22 protein-coding genes and 2 tRNA genes are annotated in these 24,570 nt (G+C 40.7%); 4 read left to right on the top strand and 20 right to left on the bottom strand.

Going from position 1 to position 24,570, the window contains the following annotated elements:
- Window positions 1–209: 209 nt before the first annotated feature.
- The 3 genes from BP549_RS00350 to BP549_RS00340 all read right to left on the bottom strand — a co-directional run bounded on the left by BP549_RS00350 (window position 210) and on the right by BP549_RS00340 (window position 3,921).
- Window positions 210–1,862, bottom strand: coding sequence for a hypothetical protein (locus BP549_RS00350; RefSeq protein ID WP_292377311.1), 1,653 nt, complete (start codon window positions 1,860–1,862; stop codon window positions 210–212).
- An 847-nt stretch (window positions 1,863–2,709) separates the two neighbouring features.
- A tRNA-Thr gene (locus BP549_RS00345) sits at window positions 2,710–2,781 on the bottom strand.
- 129 nt (window positions 2,782–2,910) lie between these two features.
- The gene (locus BP549_RS00340) at window positions 2,911–3,921 is read right to left on the bottom strand and encodes a class I SAM-dependent methyltransferase (protein WP_292377309.1); all 1,011 of its coding nucleotides are present in this window, start codon (window positions 3,919–3,921) and stop codon (window positions 2,911–2,913) included.
- Window positions 3,922–4,176: 255 nt separating this feature from the next.
- Between BP549_RS00340 and BP549_RS00335 the strand changes: the two genes are divergently transcribed.
- The 3 genes from BP549_RS00335 (at window position 4,177) to BP549_RS00325 (ending at window position 7,540) form a co-directional block, all read left to right on the top strand.
- Window positions 4,177–4,623 (top strand): hypothetical protein, encoded by a 447-nt coding sequence (locus BP549_RS00335; protein WP_292377308.1) that lies wholly within the window; start codon window positions 4,177–4,179, stop codon window positions 4,621–4,623.
- 350 nt (window positions 4,624–4,973) lie between these two features.
- Window positions 4,974–5,678, top strand: coding sequence for a class I SAM-dependent methyltransferase (locus tag BP549_RS00330; protein ID WP_292377306.1), 705 nt, complete (start codon window positions 4,974–4,976; stop codon window positions 5,676–5,678).
- Window positions 5,679–5,755: 77 nt separating this feature from the next.
- Window positions 5,756–7,540 carry a hypothetical protein gene (locus tag BP549_RS00325; protein WP_292377304.1) on the top strand — a complete coding sequence of 595 codons (1,785 nt, stop codon included), beginning with the start codon at window positions 5,756–5,758 and terminating at the stop codon, window positions 7,538–7,540.
- Between the two features lie 238 nt (window positions 7,541–7,778).
- Here BP549_RS00325 and BP549_RS00320 read toward each other — a convergent pair whose 3' ends face one another.
- From BP549_RS00320 to BP549_RS00310, 3 genes are all read right to left on the bottom strand, one after another.
- Window positions 7,779–8,435: a LysE family transporter gene (locus BP549_RS00320; protein WP_292377303.1), complete on the bottom strand. Its 657-nt coding sequence runs from the start codon at window positions 8,433–8,435 to the stop codon at window positions 7,779–7,781.
- Between the two features lie 151 nt (window positions 8,436–8,586).
- On the bottom strand, window positions 8,587–9,600 hold the full coding sequence (locus tag BP549_RS00315; RefSeq protein WP_128503615.1) for a transcription initiation factor IIB: 1,014 nt from the start codon (window positions 9,598–9,600) through the stop codon (window positions 8,587–8,589).
- A 190-nt stretch (window positions 9,601–9,790) separates the two neighbouring features.
- The gene (locus tag BP549_RS00310; RefSeq protein WP_292373717.1) at window positions 9,791–10,051 is read right to left on the bottom strand and encodes an H/ACA ribonucleoprotein complex subunit GAR1; all 261 of its coding nucleotides are present in this window, start codon (window positions 10,049–10,051) and stop codon (window positions 9,791–9,793) included.
- Window positions 10,052–10,379: 328 nt separating this feature from the next.
- Here BP549_RS00310 and ppdK point away from each other — a divergent pair, with 328 nt between their 5' ends.
- Window positions 10,380–13,025 carry a pyruvate, phosphate dikinase gene (ppdK, locus tag BP549_RS00305; protein ID WP_292377302.1) on the top strand — a complete coding sequence of 882 codons (2,646 nt, stop codon included), beginning with the start codon at window positions 10,380–10,382 and terminating at the stop codon, window positions 13,023–13,025.
- Between the two features lie 239 nt (window positions 13,026–13,264).
- On the opposite strand, the gene BP549_RS00300 is transcribed toward ppdK, so the two are convergent.
- The 14 genes from BP549_RS00300 to BP549_RS00235 form a co-directional block, all read right to left on the bottom strand.
- On the bottom strand, window positions 13,265–13,405 hold the full coding sequence (locus BP549_RS00300; protein ID WP_292377300.1) for a hypothetical protein: 141 nt from the start codon (window positions 13,403–13,405) through the stop codon (window positions 13,265–13,267).
- A 626-nt stretch (window positions 13,406–14,031) separates the two neighbouring features.
- Window positions 14,032–14,997: a polyprenyl synthetase family protein gene (locus BP549_RS00295; RefSeq protein ID WP_292377299.1), complete on the bottom strand. Its 966-nt coding sequence runs from the start codon at window positions 14,995–14,997 to the stop codon at window positions 14,032–14,034.
- A gap of 35 nt (window positions 14,998–15,032) precedes the next feature.
- Entirely contained in the window at window positions 15,033–16,376 is a 1,344-nt protein-coding gene (locus tag BP549_RS00290; RefSeq protein ID WP_292373712.1) for an RNase J family beta-CASP ribonuclease, read from the bottom strand.
- Between the two features lie 1,286 nt (window positions 16,377–17,662).
- Complete coding sequence (fni, locus tag BP549_RS00285) at window positions 17,663–18,760, bottom strand: type 2 isopentenyl-diphosphate Delta-isomerase (RefSeq protein ID WP_292377297.1); 1,098 nt, start codon at window positions 18,758–18,760, stop codon at window positions 17,663–17,665.
- On the bottom strand, window positions 18,757–19,545 hold the full coding sequence (locus BP549_RS00280) for an isopentenyl phosphate kinase (protein WP_292377296.1): 789 nt from the start codon (window positions 19,543–19,545) through the stop codon (window positions 18,757–18,759). The genes fni and BP549_RS00280 overlap by 4 nt, the downstream gene beginning before the upstream one ends.
- 171 nt (window positions 19,546–19,716) lie before the next feature.
- Entirely contained in the window at window positions 19,717–20,646 is a 930-nt protein-coding gene (locus BP549_RS00275; RefSeq protein WP_292377295.1) for a mevalonate kinase, read from the bottom strand.
- Window positions 20,647–20,950: 304 nt separating this feature from the next.
- Complete coding sequence (locus BP549_RS00270; RefSeq protein WP_292377293.1) at window positions 20,951–21,748, bottom strand: MEMO1 family protein; 798 nt, start codon at window positions 21,746–21,748, stop codon at window positions 20,951–20,953.
- A gap of 71 nt (window positions 21,749–21,819) precedes the next feature.
- Window positions 21,820–22,560: a 30S ribosomal protein S2 gene (gene rpsB / locus BP549_RS00265; RefSeq protein ID WP_292373703.1), complete on the bottom strand. Its 741-nt coding sequence runs from the start codon at window positions 22,558–22,560 to the stop codon at window positions 21,820–21,822.
- Between the two features lie 70 nt (window positions 22,561–22,630).
- Window positions 22,631–22,813 carry a DNA-directed RNA polymerase subunit K gene (locus BP549_RS00260; RefSeq protein ID WP_292375528.1) on the bottom strand — a complete coding sequence of 61 codons (183 nt, stop codon included), beginning with the start codon at window positions 22,811–22,813 and terminating at the stop codon, window positions 22,631–22,633.
- A gap of 113 nt (window positions 22,814–22,926) precedes the next feature.
- Window positions 22,927–23,001: transfer RNA gene (locus tag BP549_RS00255), tRNA-Pro, on the bottom strand.
- Window positions 23,002–23,190, bottom strand: a complete 189-nt coding sequence (locus BP549_RS00250; RefSeq protein ID WP_292375527.1) for a DNA-directed RNA polymerase subunit N — start codon at window positions 23,188–23,190, stop codon at window positions 23,002–23,004.
- Between the two features lie 4 nt (window positions 23,191–23,194).
- Window positions 23,195–23,599 (bottom strand): 30S ribosomal protein S9, encoded by a 405-nt coding sequence (locus BP549_RS00245; RefSeq protein WP_292375525.1) that lies wholly within the window; start codon window positions 23,597–23,599, stop codon window positions 23,195–23,197.
- Window positions 23,600–23,611: 12 nt separating this feature from the next.
- Window positions 23,612–24,034 carry a 50S ribosomal protein L13 gene (locus BP549_RS00240; protein WP_292375523.1) on the bottom strand — a complete coding sequence of 141 codons (423 nt, stop codon included), beginning with the start codon at window positions 24,032–24,034 and terminating at the stop codon, window positions 23,612–23,614.
- Between the two features lie 10 nt (window positions 24,035–24,044).
- The gene (locus tag BP549_RS00235) at window positions 24,045–24,425 is read right to left on the bottom strand and encodes a 50S ribosomal protein L18e (RefSeq protein ID WP_292375521.1); all 381 of its coding nucleotides are present in this window, start codon (window positions 24,423–24,425) and stop codon (window positions 24,045–24,047) included.
- Window positions 24,426–24,570: the final 145 nt, after the last annotated feature.

Raw genomic sequence — 24,570 nt, 5'->3', positions numbered from 1 at the left:
TCTCTGGAAACTGCAAATAAATGATCCGTATAAAAGAACTTTTTTACCTTTTAAATGACCAAGAGAATATATTCCTAGAGACAATATAATATATTCAATGTGAAAGATGAATGTAAAGGTAATTGATATGAACATGTCTGTATCATGCCTATTTTGGATTACCAGACAGCCTTTTTAGGGTAGGGTGACCATACTCAATTTTTTTGCTTTCAATGCAGAAGTATCGTGTTATTCAGATACACATTATAAGTATGATTATTTTCAACCCAGAAAGTAATTGATTTATCTTTTTCCAGGATGTAATTCAAGGACTCATTTGATGTACGGTCGTAGACCTGTGTGTCGCTTCCAGCAGTTACATTCACATTTACTAAAGATCTGATACCGTTTGTATATGCATTGAATGTGATGATATTTCCATTGGAACTTATATTATCAAAATATGCATCATATGTATTACGATTTATTTGACTATATTCGTAAAAAGACTCTATGGATACATTATTTGACTCATAATTATCTATCCAGTTTAGAAACTTTGATCGGCTAATTGAATATTTGATGGCAGGATTCTTATCCAGTTCATGGGTAAATACTGGGTGTGACATTCCGGCATAGGATGCTGGTTCCCACCATTCCCATGTGTTATCGTACAGGTTCCCAACAATCTTTTCAGTATGAACTCCTGAGTCTCCGTTTCTCCAGTACATTCCCCATTTTTTATATGCGTAAATTGCATGAGTAATGTTATCGTTATTTCTTAAGGAACACCAACTTGTTGGCTTTTTTCCAATTTTCTCATAAACATATGTATATTCTTCGTCAATTGTTTTATACGCCTGTTCAAGGGGTAAATTATTCAGTTCTTTAGAGAAATGTATACCTGTTTCCCAAGAGTCATTATTAACCAGATTCTTTAGGTATTCAAGATCCGTCTCATTACATTCGTCAATAGATCTTACGTCAAACCATAATGTCCCTCTGCTATCCTTACTGTTCAGATAATTAATTCCCTGTTCAACTGTATTTATCGGATGAGGCCCATCAATTCCGAATGCTATCATTTTGCTATTTCCAATTGAAGTTATGAATTTTCTGTCAGCTTTCTGGTTTATACTGTGTATATCAACATCCAGATATGTTCCTCCTCCCATAAAAAAAGATGTGAACTTGATATACCCATTTGAAAAGTCTACATACGGCAATTTTTGTCTTTCAAGGTTATAATATGGAGTAACTATACAGTTACCATCTTCTGTGCAGATCGTATTTGTTTTATTTTCTCCATCAAATATAATTTTGCAACTAAAATTCTCTTTAGCGTTGCCAATAAATATGCTTTTAGAGTCTATATTGCCAGAATCGGTCCGGAAATAACTATTCAAGGCAGTTTTATTATCTATTTCTTTAATTCTCATTTTTGAGCCCGGAGTGTCAAGTTCAACAAAACTTTGTGGATCATCTGTTTTTATGCCCATTGAGATTTCGTAGCTACATTTAACCATAGGCGTAAGATCACAAACATATAGAGGATATAGAGGTGATTTTCTTGTGGTTGTATACTTCAACTCTTTCGAATTATTATCAAAAAGAATTTCAGATTTATATTTTTCATGAACCTTTGAATTTTCATTTTCAGATTTAGTTGTATTATTCCAAACTTTGGCAATGAAAATATTGTTCGGGACATTATTTATTTCACTATAATTTTGTGAGAATAGTGTGATATTACCTTGGTTAATATTTTCAGTGATTTTTAAGTTAGTTGTATCTGAAAATGATTCCAACTCTCCAGTAAAACTTAATACAACTGCAATGAAAAATAATATCTTCATGTAATCAATGACCTTTATTTTAAACACCTCTAATTAGCCACTGGAATTGACACAAAATGAGCTAAAATACTAGTTTAGGGAGATTGATGTAGAAGGTAGGCATCTAGTCTATAATTTGATAGAGATGATTGGAGGCAGGCCAGAATATCCCGCCTGATACTATTATCTCTGTATTAGTTAATTCTTGTCGAAAGAAAGGTCAGAAGCTATAAAACAGGTCAGAAATGTTCAGTAATTTTCCCACAGAACAATTAACTTGGAGACTTCAAATATATAACCCGTATAAAGGACTTATTTTATCCTAAAAACCCAAGATAATATATTCTTTAGAGGCAATATAATATATTCAACGTGAAATAATAACAGTATTATTCCTATAGACTCCTCAAAAAATGATTAGTTTTTAAGGACTATTAAGCCTTATTTTTCTCAATTAAATATAGTACCAGTCCTTACCCAATTAATCTACATTCATTAAATGATCTATTTGCTATTTAGAGGGATTAGATGTTTTAATTGATTAAACAGCATTATTTCCTCACTTTTATCATTGAATTTTATATGGATGAAAATGATATCAGACGCCTTAGTTATAAATAAACATAAATTGTGAAAAAATAAAGGTTTTATATTAATTAGTTATTGATTTTAAAGATTATTATTGATTATTTTCCTAACTAATTGACTTTTAAAATGCATATTTATTGGAGGAGTCTAAATGCACATTTATTACCCAAAATAAGTATTCTATATTCTTAGTTCTAACACTGATTTGGAAGGACTCTTATCTTGTATTAATACTCAAATTGTAAAAATCATTGCTCATTCTCTGCCAATCCACAAAAAGAGGGCACTAAACGGAAAAATTTTATTAAGCCGCCGGAGGGACTTGAACCCTCGGCCTGCTGATTACGAATCAGCCGCTATACCGCTAAGCCACGACGGCAAATGAACAGAAAAAGATAAGCAGACTTAAAATAGCGATCAAGAATTTAATTATTTCGCTCGGGAAGGACTATTTGCTTTTGCAACACTTGTGTAAATCCTGTTATCCCTTAAATAATTCTGACTTCCTTTAAATAACCCTGGCCTCTATGCAGATATTATACTGGTGAGGGGCATACGAACGGACTACCCTTTTCTCCAGAATCTCGATTTTTCTTCCTGTTTTTTCCGCAGCCGTCCTTATGAGTTCAATGGAGCTTTCAAAGAGGTTATCTTCAGGAGTTATTCCATAATAATGAATTATTCCGCCAGGTTTTGTCAGGAGAACCGCAGAGTCTAGAAACTCAAAGGCATTATGAGGCAGATTCATAATTACATGGTCGGCAGTCCCTGCAAACTTTTTTGCTTCTTCCCTGGCATCGCCTTCGATTGCTTTGATATTTTTCGCAGAATTAAGAATTATATTTTCCCTAAGATAACGAACAGCTTCCGGGTTTTTATCAATTGCCAGGACTTTTAAAGGCTTCTTGCTCTTTGCTATCAGGATACTGTAAGGGCCGACTCCTGCAAACATGTCAACAACGGTATCTCCCTCCTTAACCCATGAAAGAATTCTTGAGCGCTCGGTTGAGAGACGTGGAGTAAAATAAGCCCGTGCAAGGTCGACTTTGTAGCGGCAGCTGTATTCTCTGTGAACTGTTTCTGTTCTGGTCTCACCTGCAACAACCTCAAATTCCTTAACCCTGAATTCCCCTATAACAGGCGTGAGAGGCTTGAGTACGGTTTTTATATTCGGCAAGGTTCGAAGGAGAGCATCGGCAATTCTTGAGGCTTTCTTATTATCAAGCTCAGAATCTTCCAGCAGGGCGATATCTCCTATAACTTCATAAGCAGGGTTGAAACCGAGCAGGTCCTCTGGAACAGGTTTCTTTTTCTGGGGCTCGAAATCGAACTCAATAAGCTCAATTCCTTCAGGAATACTCTGTAGCTCATCAGGGGCAGGCTCTCTTGTCAGGGGAAGATAAAGAAATGCTTGGTCTGCACCTATTTTTACGGAGTTATCCAGAATTTCAAGCTCAAGGAGTATTCTCCTTACAGGTTCTCCTTTCTTTTTAGGAACTTTTATGCACTGCCTTCTCATGGAAAATCGACCTTTCGGAAGCCTAATGTTATCCTTCTATTAATAAGCTATCTCAAAATTTGTCTGGCTATTTACTATGCTACTTATCTAGCCACTTATCCGATTGTTATTTTTTGGCGAAGCCTGAAAAAGCCTAAGTAAGTTTCCGGTAATGGAATATTTCTCAGAAACTTTGTTTCCAAAGGAATCTTTAAGCGTGGATCTTATTTTGAAAATAAGGTGAAAAATGCAACTTTATTTTGAGGGGTGCTATAATTGGTAATGGGAATTGGCATTAACCAGCTCAGGAAAATCTCGCTTAAATTGCAGGTTTCGACACTGTTGACTTATATACTTGGATTTACTGCATTAAAGCTAAGCTGTTCAAAAAAAGAAGGAATCCCAAGACACGGGAAGATAAACACTTTCGGATACATCCTGGGAGCCTTATCTTTACTGTATATGATGTACTCTGGAGTAAGGCTTATAATTGCCAGAGCAGCTCCTGCAATTCTGTATATTCACGGTTTCTTCGGGCTTATAACTCTGGCTCTCAGCTCCTTATTCGTAGCTAACAGGTGGAGCTGGAAAACTGTGAGAAATATGAGGACTCTTGTGGTTCTGTTCCTATCTACTTTCAGCGGAGGAGTCTACCTGTTTTCGCGGCTTTATAAATCAGAAGTGCCTTTAAGAAGACAACAAATTAAAGAAAAAGCGGATTAAAATATTGTATTATTGGGTTATTTTCAAACAAGTGTGAAATAAAATTATATATTATATTAAGTGTATTTGAACTAATATTAAAAGATATGCGATTCACGAGCAGATGTGACTACATTCAAATTTGTTAGGGTAGACGTAATACTTTAGTTGTCTTGTTAATTTTATGTTACTGATATCATAATTAATCAAAACTTATATATATTTATACTCATATGTGTGAAATAGAGACTTCTTTGTCTTTTTTGCAGCTACTAACCAGCTTAACAAATAGCTAAAAAACTGTTAATCTGGAAGTTACAAATTATCTGGGGAGAGGTATAGAAAAGAGCAAAATTAGGAGTAAGAAAAGCATGTCGAAACCAAAAAATGTCTGGAAAATTTTTTTTAAGGATAAGAAACACGGAGGACACAGATGTTCGTCTGAGGAGTTTCTTTCTCTGGAAGCCAGGGAAAAATTGTTCCATCTTGATGGAGGCAAAACGCTTCTTGATTTCGGGTGTGGCTCAGCAGAACTCCTGACTTACTATGCTCTGGAATATGAACAGCTTGTAGGAGTGGATTTTTCCCCATCTATGCTAGAAGAAGCAAGTAGAAGGATCGAGAAAAAAAAGTGTCAAAACATAAATCTAATCCTTGCTGACCATGAAACACTCTGGAAGAATCTGGATTCTTCCTTTGATCGAATAACTGCAGCCGGTGTAATTCAATACTTGACATTTCAAGAAATTGATACATTTATCTTTGAAGCATCAAAGTATCTGAATAAAGATGGAAAAATAGTATTTTTTGACATACTGGATTCTCGCTTATACCCATTATGGAAGATAGGGGTATTCTCACGAGACACAAACGTCTTCAAAATTTTGTGCAAAATAGGTTTCGAGTTTCGGACTATGATATCGGCAAGCTTTAAAAATCGTCCAAAAGATATTCTCGGTTTTTCTCACAATCCCTACACAATCGAAAAAATTGCAAATAAACATGGGTTTAAAATGACTTATGTGCAATCGATGTATTACGAGTACAAATATCATGCAATAATGCGTAAGACTTAAATGCGTTCAGATGGGCATCGACTTAAATAAAGTCAAGTCAAATTGAGAGTTGGACATAAAATTGATGTGGTGGTTTAGTGAACAGACGTCATCGTCTTAATATATTTTTCCCAACACTATCTACATTATGTTCATGTATTGGGAGAACTAAAGCTTTTCCTAGTAACGGTACTCCAAAAGTCTATAATAATATTGATCAGGGTATTCTCACCTTATTTTCTCAAAATTACTCTAAAGCTAACGGTATTCCAAATAATATTTTTATTGCAAAACATCAGGGTAATAAGATTTATGACAAACTGTATTCTGCAATTTACGGGATTCTTAGATCAGAGATTTCTTTCAATGCCTCAAAATCACTAAAGTATAAAGTCACAAGAAGCTCCTGTTTATCTCCTTATAGTTTATTTCCAGTTGCAGATACTATTTTTGAATTTGTAGCAAATGGGCATACAGTAGATTTAATGAAATCTTCAAAAACTCATAGATTCTGTGAAGCTGCTTCCATACCACTAATTCACTATAGAGAGCAGCCAAGGCAAACTGGATCACTTTACATCTGTAGTCTTATACCAATGGTTAAATGTACTTATCAAATCTCAATGGATATAAATACGGACGATCCTCAAAGTTTTGTTGAAATTGATAGCCCGGGTTCAAAGTTGATTGTCCAAAAAATAAATAACAATATTATATTGAAAAGCTATTTTAAAGATTCTTCTGAAGATGTCAGATCTGAAACCTTATGCATCGGGAATACAGCTGAAAAATCTTATTTTGAGATCTTATTTGATGGATGCAGTAAAACAAATACGATCTCCACAAAAAATGGGAACTGTATCGTGACACCGTTTTATAACACCGACAGGCAGAGATTGCCATATGTCGATTTTTCAAATGGGTATATTAAGTTCACTTCATTTATTTTGGGAAAAGGAACGTATCTGGATGTTGATATATACAGTATAAACCAAATAGCAGATAGAAAATTCATAACTGCAATTGGAAACAATAAAATGCTGGCTTTTGGACTTGATGGACCGCATTTAAGGAATACAACGGAGCAGGGCATACGCTATCTTAACAGCAAAAATAATAACGGGACGATCTGGTTTGATATAGAGATCCTTGAGCAGTGCAATGAAAAAGATCTTGAATATTTGCGCAGTCTGGTCATCAATGATTCCTGGGATGTAGGAGTACATTACTCTAAGGAACTGAATAGTTTTCCACTTGAACAAGCATATAAAATAATGGATGAAGGATATTCATACGTTTATGAGATATTCGGGAGAAAACCAACAAGCTGGTGCTCCATGAGAAATAGAGACACTGTTAAACATGCAATTTATGCATATGAAAACTTAGGGATGTTCTGGAGAAATGGAGAATCTGGAATCCACGCAGAAAAAGTTGTTGGGAATCTGGACGATAACACATGGGAATGGTGGGAACCGGCATCCAGAGCAGGTATGGTACATCCTGTTTTTACCCATGAACTGGATAATGATCCAGCTATAAAATATTCAATTAGCCGATCAAAGTTTCTAAACTGGATAGATAATTATGAGTCAAATAATGTCTCCATAGTGTCTTTTTATGAGTATAGTCAAATAAGTAGAAATACATATGATGCCAGTTTTGAGAACCTTCAATATACTGAAGATTCTATCATATTCGATGCACGCACAAATGGTGCTATTTCCCTTGTAAATGTAAATATAACTGCTGGAAAAAACACACGGGTTTACGATAATACATCCGAAAAATTCCTTAGTTATAAAATAGAGCAGGATAATTCAATTACTTTCTGGGTTGAAAATAACCACACTTACAAAATATGCTTTAATAGCTTTGCCTGAAAAATGGTTTTTTTGGGCTTTGTATAAATACTCTTAGATAATAAGTCTTCATTAATCTAAAATGAACAAGATGATATAATTTTGCTTGTTTTCCTTCAAACCTTTTGGAGTCTTTTTAGATAGGTTTTCTACAGAACCGCTTTTTGGCATAAGTTTATTTTTAGTTTTTGACCAGGATTTATAAGAACAAATGGATTCGCAGATAGCAACCCAAAAAGAAATTCATGAAATCTGAAGTTCAGGACATTTGAGTTGCATAATTGTAATTCAGCATGAAGTATAACCCAAAGATTATCAGGAATATCCCGCAGGTGTAGAGGATATACCTATGCATCTTTTGGGAGAGCAGGTTTTTACCACGCCCGAATGAGCCAGATACGGCAGTAAACCATCCCAGATCTGCGGCCCAGTGCCCGATCATGTAAGCCATTGCGATTATAATTCCCAGTTCATATTCCTTAAGTATCAGGGCACCGCCTGCTGTCAGCCACCAGATCCAGAAATATGGGTTCGAAACTGAAGTAACTAAGCCTACCAGAGAAGGGTTGGAAATCAGTTTCAAGCTTGAGAAATTCTGAGAAATCTGTGCAGAAGAAGTCGTGGCTCTGGCATCTTTTAAGGTAAGGAGCCCAAATATCAGAAGTGAAAGCCCTCCTAGAAGGAAAATTACGGAAATCATGCTACTAGCCACAAGTGAAGCAGCCCCTAAAATAATCAGCAAGTAGAGCACAGCCTCTACGAGCATATGCCCGAATACCACCTGTGGGCCTGCAAGCCAGCCTTTCTTTAGCGAAATTTCTATAGTTGCAAAAAGCATTGGGCCCGGAACGAGTGCACCTGTAAGCCCTACGGAGAATCCTAACAGAAGAGCCTCTAAAATTTCAACTGTTATCATTATAGATCAGATTTTTATATTTCTATGATTCCTTTTCAAAAATAAACCTTTGCACGTCAGGGAAACCTAAATAAATAAAATAAATGCAAAAATAGGGAATCTATCTATGTAATAACATAAAAAATACTGGAAAAAGAAAATAAAGGAAATTTTAGAGGATAATTTCAATATCCAGTTCTTCTGCAAGCTCTTTATATCTGTTTCGGATGGTGACTTCCGTAACACCTGCCACATCCGCAACTTCTCGTTGAGTTCTTCGTTCTCCACAGAGTATGGACGCAATATAAATTGCAGCGGCAGCAACTCCTGTTGGGCCTCTCCCGCTTGTGAGTTCCTTTTCGGAAGCCTGCCTCAGGATCTCAACGCTCTTGGATTGGACTTCTCCTTTAAGGTTAAGGCCTGAACAGAACCTCGGGACGTAGTCGATAGGAGATGTGGGCATGAGCTTTAATGCGAGTTCTCTGGAAATAAAGCGGTAGGTCCTTCCGATTTCTTTCCGGCTGACCCTGGATACCTCTTCAATTTCATCAAGAGTTCTTGGAACGCTGCACTGGCGGCAGGCTGCATAAAGAGCGGCTGCGGCAACACCTTCAATGCTTCTTCCACGGATAAGGTTCTTGTCCACAGCTTTTCTGTAGACTACAGCTGCGGTTTCTCTCACAGTTCTTGGAAGACCAAGAGCAGAAGCCATTCTGTCTAATTCAGATAGTGCAAATGCGAGGTTTCTTTCAGTTGCATTACTTACACGGATTCTACGCTGCCATTTTCTTAAACGATAGAGCTGAGCACGATTCTTGGAAGAAATTGACTTTCCATAGGAGTCGCGGTTCCTCCAGTCAATCATTGTTGAAAGCCCTTTGTCATGTATTGTATATGTCATGGGCGCACCCACACGGGAACGCTTCATACGTTGATCATGATCGAAAGCTCGCCATTCTGGGCCTTCATCCACAAAATCGGCATCAATGACAAGTCCGCAGTCCCCGCACACGAGCTCGGCTCGCTCATAGTCGTGAACGAGGTTTCTGCTGCCGCATTCTGGACACACGGCCTTTTCGGTCTCAAAATTTTGCTCTTTTTGTTTCTCTTTGCGAGCTTTGATCATGGCACGTATTTTTTCTCTTTCAAGAGTGTCCGAATAGCGAACTCTTTCGACTTCTACCATATCATATCACCTTACAAATTAAAATGACTATATGTTTATGTTTTCCAGTATTTTGGCTGCACCACTGAAGTCACAGTAGATATCTAAAAGGAAGGATAAGAAATATCACGGGTAACCAACAAAAAATATATAAACCAGTTAATGTTAAACCATAATATAGAATTCAAATGCGCATTCAATGTCAGAGATCTCACCGAATATAGACTCTCTCATTAACAAGAGCTCGAAATTCTGAATCAGAAGCTCGCTTAAAGCCCTTCACTAAAAAATATGGATGATTTACAGGTCCGAAAACATTAACGATCGTCCCAATCCGATTCAGGGCTTTATCTACAACGACCGAATTCAATTTAGGAAGATTACCTGAGGCATTCTCGGGTTTTAACTCATCCCCTCTGATTATCAGGTTTTTAACGCCTGTTCTGTGCAGCACTTTACCGAGTCGTTTCATATCAGCCACGAATGATTAATAGTTATTTCTCTCCAGCTCAGGGCAAAAATTTCCTGGCTTTGAGCATGTTATTCTGTCAGCCATAAATAAGAATATATATTATAGACTGAAAAGCATATGTAGTCTATGTTCATTATATATAAAGATATCGCAAGACGTATATTATATGTTAGTCTTAACTAATTTAATATAGTAGAGTATAAGATCTAGAAGAGGGAAACCACAACCTTATATATTAAATGGACATTCTTGGCAGCAATCAGACCATAACTATGGTCATTACAGTCATTAACTCCGATAAATGATCTCGTTCTAGGGAGGAGACTCATTGTCAAAGTTCGTATATTTTTTTGGAAAGGATGTAACTGATGGCAAAGCTAGTATGAAAGACTTACTTGGAGGTAAGGGCTCAGGCCTTGCCGAAATGGCAAATTTAGGAATCCCTGTACCACCAGGTTTTACGATCACAACCGAAGTTTGTGTACTCTATCTGAAAAATCAGAAGTATTCTGAAGAAGTACTCAAACAGATCGACGAAGCGATCGATAAGCTCGAAACCTTGAATGGCAAAAAGTTGGGGGACCCAGAAGATCCGCTGCTTGTTTCTGTAAGGTCCGGAGCTAGGGTGTCCATGCCGGGGATGATGGATACCGTCCTTAACCTTGGGCTCACGGACAAATCTGTTCTCGGACTCGCGAATAAGGTCAATGACGAAAGGTTCGCTTACGATTGTTACCGCAGATTTATCTCCATGTTTGGAGATGTGGTTCTAGGAATTGACTTCGACAAGTTCGAATCCCTTATTGAGGATAAGAAAAAAGAACTTAATGTCGAATCCGATGCTGATCTAGATGCAAAAGCTCTGAAAGAGCTGGCTGAAAGGTTCAAAGGCGTAGTCAAACTCGAAAAAGGATTTGATTTCCCCCAGGATCCTAAAGTCCAGCTTCAAATGGCAATTGATGCTGTTTTTGAGTCTTGGAATAATCCAAGGGCCATCACTTACAGAAAGCTTAACGAGATTGATGACAGTTGGGGCACAGCTGTCAATGTACAGACTATGGTTTACGGGAACAGAGGTAATACCTCAGGCACAGGAGTTGCTTTTACAAGAAACCCGTCGACAGGAGAAAAGAAATTTTTCGGAGAGTACCTTATCAACGCACAGGGTGAAGATGTTGTAGCAGGCATCCGGACTCCGGACTTCATTGACACTCTTGGGAACAAGATCCCGGAAGCCTATAACCAGCTTGTTGATATCTGTCAGAGGCTTGAGGCTCATTTCAAGGATATGCAGGATATAGAGTTTACTATCCAGGAAGGAAAACTCTACATGCTGCAGACTAGAACAGGAAAGCGCACAGCTGCTGCAGCCGTGAAAATAGCCACTGACATGGTAGCAGAAGGGCTGATTGATAAGGAAACCGCAGTCACAAGGGTTAAAGCCGAACATATCGACCTTCTCCTGCACCCGAGAATTGATCCCGACGCAAAACTGGAAGTAATTGCAAAGGGACTTCCTGCATCGCCCGGAGCTGCTGTAGGAAAAGTTGTATTTACTGCCGAAGCAGCCGAGGAAATGGCTGAGAAGGGAGAAAAGACAATTCTCGTCCGGACCGAAACTTCCCCTGAAGATATCGGAGGAATGGCAGCTGCCCAGGGTGTCCTTACCGTGCGCGGAGGAATGACCTCTCATGCTGCAGTCGTTGGTAGAGGTATGGGTAAGCCTTGCGTTGTAGGTTGCGGCGATATCTCAATTGATATAAAAAGCGGCCTCTTCATGGTAAATGGTAGCACAATCAAAGAGCACGATTATATTACCATTGATGGAAGTACAGGCAGCGTAATCATCGGGAAAGTAGAGCTGATTGATGCCGAAATCAGTGACGATCTGAAGAAGATTCTTACGTGGGCGGATGATATCCGGACTCTCGGAGTGAGAACAAACGCAGACAATCCGGCAGATGCAGGCCTTGCCCGTGAACTCGGCGCTGAAGGTATAGGACTTTGCAGAACTGAACATATGTTCTTCGGGGAAGACAGGATTCCCGCAGTAAGGGAAATGATCATGGCCGAGGATGAAAAGTCCAGGAAGAAAGCCCTCAAAAAATTACTTCCTATGCAGAAGGAAGACTTCCTTGGGATCTTCCGCAGCATGGAAGGCCTGCCTGTTACTATTAGGCTGCTTGACCCACCCCTCCACGAGTTCCTTCCTGATAAAGAAGAGCTGGACGCAAAGCTCAGGGAGCTCGAAGCTTCAGGAGACTGCGGAAAGATCGACGAGGTAAAGAAGGTCATAAAGCGGGTAGTTTCCCTCAAAGAGCTCAACCCAATGCTTGGTCACAGGGGATGCAGGCTTGGAATTACCTATCCGGAAATCTATGATATGCAGGTGCGTGCAATCATGGAAGCAGCCTGTGAACTTGCAAATGAGGGAATGCAGATCGTTCCTGAAATCATGATTCCGCTCGTGGGCCTTGTAAAAGAGCTTTCCATTACCAGGGAAGAAGTCTGCAAGATGGCAGAGGCAGTCATGGCCGAGAAAGGCGTAAAGATCGATTACAAAGTAGGAACAATGATCGAGCTGCCCAGAGCCGCAATTGTCGCAGACCAGATTGCACAGGAAGCCGACTTCTTCTCCTTTGGAACAAACGACCTGACTCAGACAACCTTCGGGTTCAGTCGTGATGACGTGTCCAAATTTGTGCCAATTTACCAGAAGGCAGGAATTCTTGAGCACGATCCATTTGCAGTTCTGGATCAGGAAGGCGTTGGCGAAATAATGAAAATCGGCATAGGTAAAGGTCGCTCTGTCAAACCCGACCTCAAAATGGGTATCTGCGGAGAACACGGCGGAGAGCCAAAATCCATTCATTTCGCTCATGAAATAGGCCTTAACTATGTAAGCTGCTCTCCTTACAGAGTTCCGATTGCAAGACTCGTAGCTGCCCAGAGCACAATTGAGTCAAGAAAATAATAAAGTTCCTTAAAGTTTAAGACTCTTACAGAGTTCCGATTGCAAGACTCGTAGCTGCCCAGAGCACAATTGAGTCAAGAAAATAATAAAGTTCCTTAAAGTTTAAGACTAATTCAAAAAGAGGCAGGATTTTATCCTGCTTATATTACTCTTTTTTATAGAACTTTTTTGGAAAAATCCTTTTGTGAAGGTTAATATTATCATTTTGCGTAGAATTCACGCAGAATCTTCATTTACAATCATCCATAAATCATTATTGAATCGAGTCTTGCAGTACCTGCTTTTGTCCAATACTTGCAAATATTACAATACTGGATCTCGCCGTCTGAGCGCAATTTAAGGTTAGCGTGGCATTTTGGACAAATTTTTAGATGTTTCATGAATAAAAACCCCTTGTGTCTCCATTTTTAGTTTAATAAAGAAATTTAATGCAAGAAGAATCCCAGAGGCGCTGTATCTACTGTATCCCCCAATACAGTCTCTCCGAATTTATGCTCCCCCAAGCACATTGATTCGAAGAAGGATCAGCAACCTCCAGGAATTTCTTTTAGTTTTGATGATACCCCAGCTCTATTCCCCAACTCCAGCACATAGTAATATCATAAATTATATTAAATAAATTATATCAAAAATTATACTGAAGCAAATAATTGTTTGACGTAAAAAATTTCAAGATAATCATAGTTATTTTATAAGTAGGACATACGTACTTGAACTGAAAAACAGTAATATTAAGTCGTTATATCTAAAACATAACTGTTAATTTTTCATGTCTATAACAAACTGATTATAAAACTCAATATTTGCTTCTCTGAATCCTTTGTTTTGGATAATTAATCGAGTTTTAGATTATAGAAAAATAGCTCTGAAACTTACTGATTTTGAGAGTAAAATTGGTTTTGGATGAACTCGTCAATAAAAGTCTAGGAAAAAATACAGGTTATTGCGGCCTCAATTAGCCGCAACTTTCCCTGAAGCCGACTGTTATTTAAGCAATTTCCTTGGTTCAGTAGTTTCTTGAGATCATATAATCGGCAATCTGAAGGAGAAGTTCTTTTTCTGGGCAGTCCCGCAGGGCATCCAGTTTTGCTTTGCCTTCATTGATATATGAAATTGCAAGGTTCTTTACGTAATCAATTGACCCGCATTCGGTTAAAATCCGGACGGCTTCGTCGGTTTCTTCCTGAGTAGCTTCCCCTCTTCCGAAAATGTCCAGTTTTACACCCTTTTCGAAAGCATCAATTACAATCAGGGTATGTTTCCCTTCCATAAGGTCGCTACCTCTTACTTTACCGAGCACTTCCTGCGGAGTGATCATATCCAGAACATCATCATACATCTGGAAGCCAATTCCTATAAGGCGCCCATATTGGGACAGGGCTTCTGCCAGCTCATCAGAAGCTCCTCCAAGAATGGCCCCAATCTTGGCTGCCGCAGCGTAAAGGACTGAGGTCTTTTTCTCCACCATCTCGATATATTCCGATTTACTAACCTTATCCCTTTTTTCGAAATCCATATCAAGCCACTGGCCTTCACAGATTTCTGTACAGGTTTTTGAGAGCACATCCATACATTTTAAAATCCTTACCGGTTCGTTTTCGACTTTTGACAGGATCTCAAAAGCTTTGGAATAAAGAGTGTCACCTGCAAGAATCGCTCCGGCGTCACCCCATATCATATGGACTGCAGGCATTCCTCTACGGACATCATCCTTATCCATTATATCATCATGGATCAGAGTGAAATTATGTACAAGTTCCACGGCCACCGCAGCAGGTAAAACCGATTTGAGATTCGAGCCGGTAGCTTCAGCTGCCAGAATAAGAACTGCGGGGCGGAGGCGCTTTCCTCCTGCATCTACCAGGTAGCGAGAAGCTTTGTACAGTTCCTCAGGATAGGCTACCGGAAGCAGTTCATCAATTGCGGCGTCAACGTGGACACTTCTTTTTTTGATCTCATCAATTAATATCATAAACATCACGAGGCACGGAATAGGTTTCCTATCAGTTATTCTTCTATATATAACACTTCACCGTTTCTGAGAAGGTGTACTGTGTCTCCGAGTACATACCCGGCGTCTTCTGCCATCTCGATGTAGTGTCCATGCATCTGCATATCCCCATGGGCAGGGATCACATGTTCAGGATTTACCATACGCAGGAGTTCCCAGTGATCTTCCCTGTATGCGTGTCCTGACACGTGAACATTGTCATAAATCCTTGCGCCCCTCATCTTGAGCTTAGTCTCAAGGGCATAGCGGTTAGCCTGAGTCATGGGACTTGGGATCACATTTGCAGAGAAAATAACCCTGTCTCCTGGATCAATTGTATACGGAGTTTCCCCGTTTGCAACGCGCACAAGTATGGAGCCTGGCTCGCCCTGGTGCCCGGTGACAATTGGAAGATACTTGTTCTTTCCTTCCTGGATGATGCGTTTGAAAGCTCTATCTACATCCTTCCTTTGGCCGTGCATCTCGACATTGGAAGGTAGTTCCAGATAGCCAAGATCTCTTGCAGCCCCTACGTAGCGTTCCATCGAGCGTCCCAAAAGCACAGGAATCCTGCCCATTTCCCCAGCCGCTTCAATAATGGCTTTTAGCCTGGGAATATGGGAGGCAAAGGTAGTAATAATCATCCCGACTTCGGACTCTTCTGTCCCAAGTAGCACGTCCCTAACCATATCCTTTGCGATTTGTTCCGAAGGAGTCTTGCCTGAACGTCCAGCATTCGTGCTCTCTACAATCATTGCAATAACTCCTTCTTTCCCGAGGGCTTTAAGGCGTTCGAAGTCAGGAGCTTCACCCATTGTAGGAGTTCGGTCCAGCTTAAAGTCGCAGGCATAAAGAACTGCTCCTACTGGAGTGTGAACTGCTGCAAGCACACAGTCAATGATGCTATGCTGGACGTTGATGAATTCAATGGAAATGTCTTCTGTAACCTGGTAAGTTCCACCTGCATTCAACGGAATAACCCTGTTACAAACCTCAAACTTGCGCTCGGCCTCGATCTGCTGTTTGATAAGGGCAGATGTATATGGTGTAGCGATAATTGGGGCGTTATACCTGTGGGCAAGTTTCGGAATTGCACCTATGTGATCAAGATGCCCGTGAGTGCAGACAATTGCCCGGACAGTTCCATTTATTTCTTTCATAATAGTATCATCAGGAATTGCTCCCATCTCAATAAGTTCGAGAGAATGCATTTTGTCAATTTCAACATCCTCATGGATCTGAACCCTATCGAGCCGAAGCCCCATGTCCAGAATGATAATATCTTCACCTACAATAACCGCAGTCATGTTACGACCCATTTCATTGTAACCTCCGACTGCAACAATTCCTATTTCAGTCATATTATTACCTCTTACTTATTTTTTAATCCTTGTGAACCCTAATCCTCGGAAATCGGATCAGGCGATGACCTTAAAATTATAACCATTATGCGAATGGTATAGCTACAATAGAATCTAACACAGAATCAGCCTTAGAACAGCCAAGCACTCAGACTCTTCTCGCAGGAAGAACTCTACCCCCGATGAGACGAATCAACTACGTCTCTTGCAGAAGAATTCTCTTTTTATCTATCTGTCTCAGTATACAGATATTCAAATGTAGTATGTTAAGCGCACTCCAGAACTACCAGGATGTCTTCAAACCCTCTTTCCTTTATCTACACATTCTTTTTCAGGGCTTTATCCTTCCAGATTAAATGAATTCTGGATATCACTTCAATTAACAGGAGCCTTTACATACTCTTCTTTTGCGTACTCTTCTCTGGCCAGTATTTCTTAAGAACCTGATTTTTCAACCAATCCTGTAAGTAGGATTTTCGCCTTTAAATTGCCTTGAAAACACTCAGTTTTCTATTTCAGCCGATTCTTCAAGAGCCTATCCAGCAACCTGCTTTGTTATAATTGGGGATTCTTATTTCTGGTCTTCCTGGTTTATTCTGGTTTATTTATGGCTATATTCTGGTTCATTCAAATTTTTCAGATTTATTTTTAATTTATTCCTGGTTTTATTCTAATTTACTCTGATTTATTATAATCTATTAGACTTTATCCTTCCTTCTCAATAATCCATTCTTCCCTGGATTATTCTTATCATGATAATCTCATCAAGTGATTCTAACCTTACCAGTTGATCCTGAGTCGACGATTATCATAATTATTTCTATTCCTGTATGAAATTCCCTCATACTAAGTAATTTCAACCTGAGTAACTGTAAAAGAACTCTTTAGCTTAATCGATTTAACAGTAATTCTTGAAATTAATCCCTGTTTTATCGATTTTATAGTAGTTCTAGGAACTATCTCCTGAATTCATCTTGATTTTTCAGTAAAGAATCTCTGGCAGTTTATGAGCCTGAAGCAAATTCTATTGTAATTGTTAATAACTCTAGATAATTCAGGTCGAACCCAATACTTGTCCTTATGGTTCTGATTAAGTTTTCCAGGATTCTGGAATAAGGATCCACTTGTTCATGTTAACAATTTATTCTCGAACATTACTTTCATATTATGTATAAATATCGTTGTGAAATGACCCTTCTAATTAACGTATCTGCTATTATATTTTACCATATTATCCGAATTTTAATACAGATTACAGGTAAAAAGCCGAATTTCTGTGCTATGAATTAGAACACATCTCCTGCTACGGCATAGTCTTTTACGTTAAAGCCACGCTGCCCTAGATACTCAAGGGTCCAGCCAGTAACAACCACAGGTGCGTTACGCAGATCCTGTATATCTGCACAGCCGCAGAGAAACATTGCAATCCTAAATTCATCCAGCATGTGGGAAAGAGCCCTGACAACCGAGTCTTTTCCTTCAAGTGCAGGGCTCACAAAAGGCAAGGCTGCACTTGCCGCACTAGCTCCAAGGGCAATGGATTTTGCGATATCTACCCCTGTTCTAATTCCGCCAGTTGCGATAATTGGAAGAGAAACCCTGGATTCTATAATGCTGGAAACTGTAGGAATTCCAAAATCCCAAAAAAGTTCCCCAAGGTGTTCGGAGACAGAATCTCCACTTTTCCTGGCCCGGTAAACCTCAACGCCTGCCCAGCTTGTACCTCCCACCCCTCCGACATCAATTGCAGACACACCTGCCTTCTTGAGAAGAAGGGCATCTTCCCTTGAGATCCCAGCTCCAGTTTCTTTAATGATTATTGGCGTGTCCAGTACGGAGCAGATCTCTGTTATCATATCAAGACAGCCAGTGGCATCCCTATCTCCTTCTGGCTGGATGGCTTCCTGTAAGAAGTTAAGGTGAATGGCAAGGGCATCGGCATCGATCATTTCTATGAGTTTTTCAACTACTTCAACCCCATACTCGCGAATCTGAGCAGCGCCGACATTCCCATATATAAAGGTACTCGGAGCTTTTTCCCTGACAATCCTGAATGATTCTTCCTGGGCTGGGTCATCAATTGCAGCTCTCTGGCTACCAACTCCTATTCCTACTCCCAGTTCTTCAGCTGCGGTGGCAAGGGCAGCGTTTACAGAAATAGTGTCAGGATGACCTCCAGTGATCGAAGCGATCAGAAAAGGAGCTTGCAGGCGTTTTCCAAGAAGATCTATAGACGTATTCAGTTTATCCATATCGAGTTCCGGAAGTGCCCTGTGGATCAGGGTCACATCCTCAAAGCCCGCACTGACTTTTCGAGATTCAACCGGGCTTTCAGCACATAACTTCAGGTGTTCGATCTTTCGCTTTGAGGTCGTGCCAATCATACTTTATACCCTTTGTCCGGACTGATTGTGGTTCCCATGGATTCCCCATTTAGGAACCTATATATGTTATTCTCTTTCCTGGCATTGAATATATGTGATGTTATACAAGACGTTTTGCTGAGTTCCAGAAGTTCCTGCACTTTTCCGAGCATGCCGCCCGTAACATCAGTACTTTCCGACCCTTTTATGTAACGCTTGAAGCTCTCAAAAGTTTTTGGAGTGATCTCAGGTACGGTTTTTCCTTCATTATCAAGTACTCCATCCTCTGCCGAGCCTAACCCGAGTCGGGTAATCTTAAGTTCTTTTGCAAGATAGGGAACTATCTGGTCTCCTGAAAGCACGCACGCTTTGAGTTCAAGATCCATGACGACATCTCCGTGCAGTACCGGGACAAGCCCGTTTTCGAGCATGAGCTTTATGTTGTCAAGGTACATACTTTCGATTCGTCCGTTTCTGCAAACCGTACAGCCCATAGGATGTACGGCTATAGCCCGGACTCCGTACTCGTTTAATACATCTACAACTCTGGATGCAAGTTTCTTGACAGACTTATGTGTTACAATTGCTCCTTCAGGATCAAAACCCCTGTCAAGCCCATATTTTTTGGCGTAGGTATGCCCAAAGGAACCTGCACCGTGTACAATTATCATTTTTCCCCGGTATTCGGAAACTTCCTTTGCAATCCTCAGGAGGTCATCCTCTTTTACAACCCCTTGATCTGCGGCTTTGTCAGTAATGACACTGCCCCCAAGTTTCAGGATAACAGGTTCGATTGAGACCTTCATGCCATATCACTTAATACCTTTTTAAACTTCTTCTACTGGTAAGTACGAAATCGTGAAATAAAGCTTAGAAATCTTGAGATATGTTTCAATGAGGTCTAGATTATTTAACTGGTACAGATCCTTCAATTTGATCTCGATTTCTTAGCTCAATAAGGATTTAGGTATATACATCTACTTGATTTGGATTCGAGATTCTAGCTCGGGCGCCAGGCCCTTTTCTGAAGGTTTTGTGATGGTCACCTTGCCTCCTGCGCTTGCAATGGCTTCTGCGACTTGTATACATTTATTAGGTGACGTAAGGGCAATCATGCATCCTCCCCCTCCAGCTCCTGTAATCTTTGCCCCGAAAGCCCCTGCTCCGCGGGCTGAGTAAATTAGTCTGGAAAGCTCGAGAATATTTACTCCAAGGGCATCTAGGAGCCCCTGATTTACATTCATAAGCCTGCCAATGGCAGGATAGTCACCTGCAAGGACAAGAGATTCACCAATTTTCGAGATTTTGCCAATAGAAGCCATAAGAGGCTCAATAAGATCTGGATAACTTTCACGGAGCTCTCTGACATTTGATACAAGCTCTTTTGTGGAGGAAAAAACTCCTGTATCTCCTATTATAATACCACATTCTGGGGTCCTTAACTTCCTGCGGTCCGGGATGGTAACAACCCCTCCGAAAGTAGAAACGTAGGTATCGGTAGGGCTTGCTGCCCCCTGAACCTTAATCTCGATTTCATGACCCAGTTTTGCAATCTCGTTAAGAGAAAGCCCGCAGCCAAATAACTCATTGAGGGCCCCTATACTGGCAATCGTCACAGCTGCAGACGACCCAAGCCCGGAACCTACAGGAATATCAGAATCAATTTCCAGAAAAACGCCTTTTACCGGCACAATTTCTCTTATTCTTTCTACAACTGAGGAGATATAGGGATGCTTTTCAAAATCAATTCCTGTTCTACCTATCTGCGATTGAATTATTACTGAATCGCTAATTTCTGCCCTGACGCGGGTCCTCAACTCAACAGCACACGCTATTGCAATCTCTCCGTAAACAACTGCATGTTCTCCGAAGAGATAAATTTTCCCGGGAGCAGAATATAAAACCATGTTATTCCTCTGAAAGTCCCAAACTTGACTAAGGCATTGTAAAGCAACGAATTTATACTTAAATCTTAAAGCAAATTTATTTAAAAAGCATTTTGCTTTTGAATGCACGATGATTTTATCTTCGAATGCGTGTCAATCTGTTTTCGAATGCTAAAATACTTCGTTTTGATGTTTAACCTGTTTTACAAACCTATGATATGTAGGTAACGGTAAAATTCATAAAAAAATTATTCGGGTGTAAGTGAGTTCCCCCGGTAGCTTTTAATTAAAAACGAGTGTGCTCTATTTTTCCGCAGAATTTTTATTACTCCACAACAATCGCGGCATATCCTACAACTGCGTTCATATCCCCTGAAACTTCCCCACTGTTCGAATATTTTAACAGTTCAGCCCGGGTTGCACCAAGCTTCTTTGAGGCGGTTATCATCGCAGAAATAGGGCCATATCCACATACAGATGCGTTTCTTCTATAAAGCCTTTCATAGATTCCTGAAACATCCAGATCGACGATAGCTTCTATCATTTCATTGTCCGTTTCCCTTGCAAGGTTAGCAGGCTGATAATGAGTAAAATCGCTGGATGCAATGAAGACTACTTTTTTTCCGCTTTTTGAAACAAGGTTCGCAATAAGGGTTCCTACCTCAATTGCGGTCTCTTCATCTTGCATACCCAGACAAATAGGAAGAATCCTGAAATCCTGATCGAAGCGGTATTGAAGGAAAGGAAGCTGAACCTCAATCGAATGCTCGTATTGGTGCCCAAGCTCATCCACATCAACAATACTTCCTGATAGCCCTTCGGCAAGTTCCCGATCAACCTCGAGAGTTCCCAGGGGGGTTTTCCAGGTATCTATGGATACCGATACCGGTGAACCATATCCTGTATGGTTGGGCCCGAAAAGGACATATGTGTCGGCTTTGGGGAGAGCTGCATAGACATGTGCAGCAACTCTCCCTGAATAAACATATCCTGCATGCGGACAAACCGCCCCGAGGATATCTCTTTCCCGGATATCCAGACCTTCAAAACATTGCTTGAGTTCTTTCTCCAGATTTTCAGGACGCAGGGGATAGAACTGCCCTGCAACTGCTGGCTGTCTCATTTATTAATCACCCATATAAGATATGGGCCATTTTTATATATCCTTGCAGTATGCAGGGCTACTTTTCGGAATCAAAGAGGTGTTTCGAAGTCGGTCAACTCGTAATTGAAGGGAGTACCATTAAGCCTGGATACTTCCCGTGCAAGCAGCCAGTAGACAAGGGAAAGAGCTTTTCTACCTTTGTTGTTTGTGGGAATTACAAGATCCACATTCGAAGTCAGATTGTTGGTATCACAGAGTGCTATAACCGGTACTCCGATGCTTGAAGCTTCTTTCAGAACCTGGGCATCACCTGCAGGATCGGTTACGATTACAATGTCAGGCTCAAAGAAACCGTGGATCTGAGGGTTTGTTAGTAAGCCTGGAATAAATCTTCCGAGCATTGATCTTGTGGCTAATGCCCTGGAAAACATTCTTGCAGGGTGTTGCCCGTACTGCCTTGAAGAAACCACAAGGATTCTTGAAGGATCATAGTGAGACAGCAGTTTTGCTGCGGCTCTTATTCTTTCGTCTGTTGACTGGATGTCAAGCACATATAATCCGTCAGTTCTGACCCTGTATACGAAACGCATCATATCCTGGGTCTTTTGCTGGGTACCTATGTGAACACCTGCTGCCAGGTATTCGTCAATGGAAACAAGAGAAGTGGAATCTTCTTTAGCAGGTACTTCTTCCTCTGTTTCTACAGGCACAGATCCGGTTTTTGCTGCGGCTTCCTTTTCAGGTACAGGTTCTGCTTCAGCCACGACATCTTCTTCAGGCAAAGGCTGTGCGTTGTTTTCTTCCTGCCCTGTCTGCTCAATTTCCTCCATAAAGTCACCTCATAATATAGAATCAACAATAAAACACATTCAATATCTGAAAATGTATCCCACTGCGTTTTTAACTGATTTTACGTTTGACCGTGATAGGAATAACTCCGGCCTTCAACTCTTCAATAGCAAGATTAAGAGGATCCAACCGCCCGTCATCTTCAACAAGGACAGGAGCTCCCATTGCAATTTGCAATGCTCTTGCACCTATGATCCGTGCACGCTCGAACCGGGTATACTTTTCCTTGACCAACTGATCACCCTGAAATTTAAAAACGCTCCGATGAATTCCAATTATTTAGAATCATGATAAGTTTGATATTTTACAGTACATGCCTTAAAACCAGCACCCTGGAAATAGGGAAATGGGACCGCTGAGATTCGAACTCAGGTTCCGGCGTCCCGAACGCCGAAGGATGGACCAAGCTACCCTACGGTCCCTTACTGGTACGGCGAAAGCACATCGACGAGCTCAACATGGCTCAGCATCATTCTGCGACAGCAGTAGCGGGTGATCCCAAGATCATCCAGCACTACGGCAGCGTTTTCGCCATCACTAACACGTCTTTTGTACTCATCCCAATAGTTTGAGATTACTTTTCCACATGAGAAACATCGGACTGGGATCATAGTCTTACCTGTAAGATTTCTGGTATTTAGCCCTTGCTCCAGGTCCACCAAAGTTCTTTGATTCTTTCTGCCTGGAATCGCTTACAAGTAAATTGCGGTCATAGCTTGCGAAGTTATCTCTAATGATTGTGTCGTTTGTCCACTCCACAATACCTCTGGCAACTGCGGTCCTTACCGCATTAGCCTGCCCGATAATCCCGCCGCCCCGAACATCTACATTTATGTCAAGTCCGGAGACCACTTCATCTCCTGCGATCAGCAGGGGCTCTGAGATCTTCATCATTACAAGCTCTGGTTTATATAGTTCGAGCGGAATTTTGTTGATCCTGACCTTACCGGTTCCTTTCGTGACTGTTGCACGTGCAGTTGCAGTCTTGTGCTTTCCAGATGAATTAACTACTTTGACCATGAGGACTCACCCTTAGAATTTTGAACCCAATTTCTGGCTTACTTCACCAAGCTCAATATATTTACTGGAGCTTAAAAGCCTCATATCGGCATCTGCAATTGTGATTGTTTCAGTGCCCTTGAGTTCAGAGGGAACACCTACATAGACTTTGAGCCTGGACATTGCGTCCCTGCCTCTTGCTCTCTTATAGGGCAGCATGCCACGGATAGTCCTCTTAAGGATGCGTTCCGGACGCTTCGGGAAGTAAGGCCCGAATTCCGTAGCTCCTCTTTCCCGGGTTCCCCGGTATTCTTTGAGGGTGGTCGCCCTTGAGCCAGAAATTACGGCTTTTTCAGCATTCACAATATAAATCTCTTCGTCTCCTGAAAGCAACTGTTTTGCAACTGTACTTGCAAGACGTCCTAAAATAAGCCCATTTGCATCGATAACCGTCATCTTCGACACCTCAGCGGAAAATCCGGATACCGGACCCTTTTGGATTTGCTTCCATTATCTCTTCGAGACTCAGGCACTTGCCACCGGCTTCAGTGATCTTTTCAACTGCGGAGTCACTGAAGGTTAGAGCCGCAACAGTTACGGAGTGGTCAAGTAGACCTGCGCCCAGAACTTTTCCCGGAATAAGCAGAACATCGTCCTCTGCCGTGTGCCTGTTAATCTTACTTATATTCACAGCCGCATAGTTTCTGGACGGCATCTCAAGACGTCTCGCGATATCCTTCCAGATGGGGGCAGTGTTTGCATTTGCCCTATCTTTCAGGGTAAGAATCAGGGAAACGATTCTTGGATTTGTTTTTTTTGTCAGTTTTACCAGTGATTTTTTACCCAATGTATGTTCCTCCGCAAGATTTGTAGAAATCTCACTCACGCGGAAAAAAATTCCCTATCGCGTTCGAACATCGCTATAACTGCTTCTTCGGAATCTCAATCCAGAAGTAGCAAATTTAAAGAACAAGCGATTAGTCGGAATTGGT

The sequence above is a fragment of the Methanosarcina sp. UBA289 genome (assembly GCA_002496565.1).
In the GTDB taxonomy this organism is placed as follows: domain Archaea; phylum Halobacteriota; class Methanosarcinia; order Methanosarcinales; family Methanosarcinaceae; genus Methanosarcina.
The sequence above is the reverse complement of the archived record's forward strand: the minus strand, read 5'-3'. Positions and strand labels throughout refer to the sequence as shown.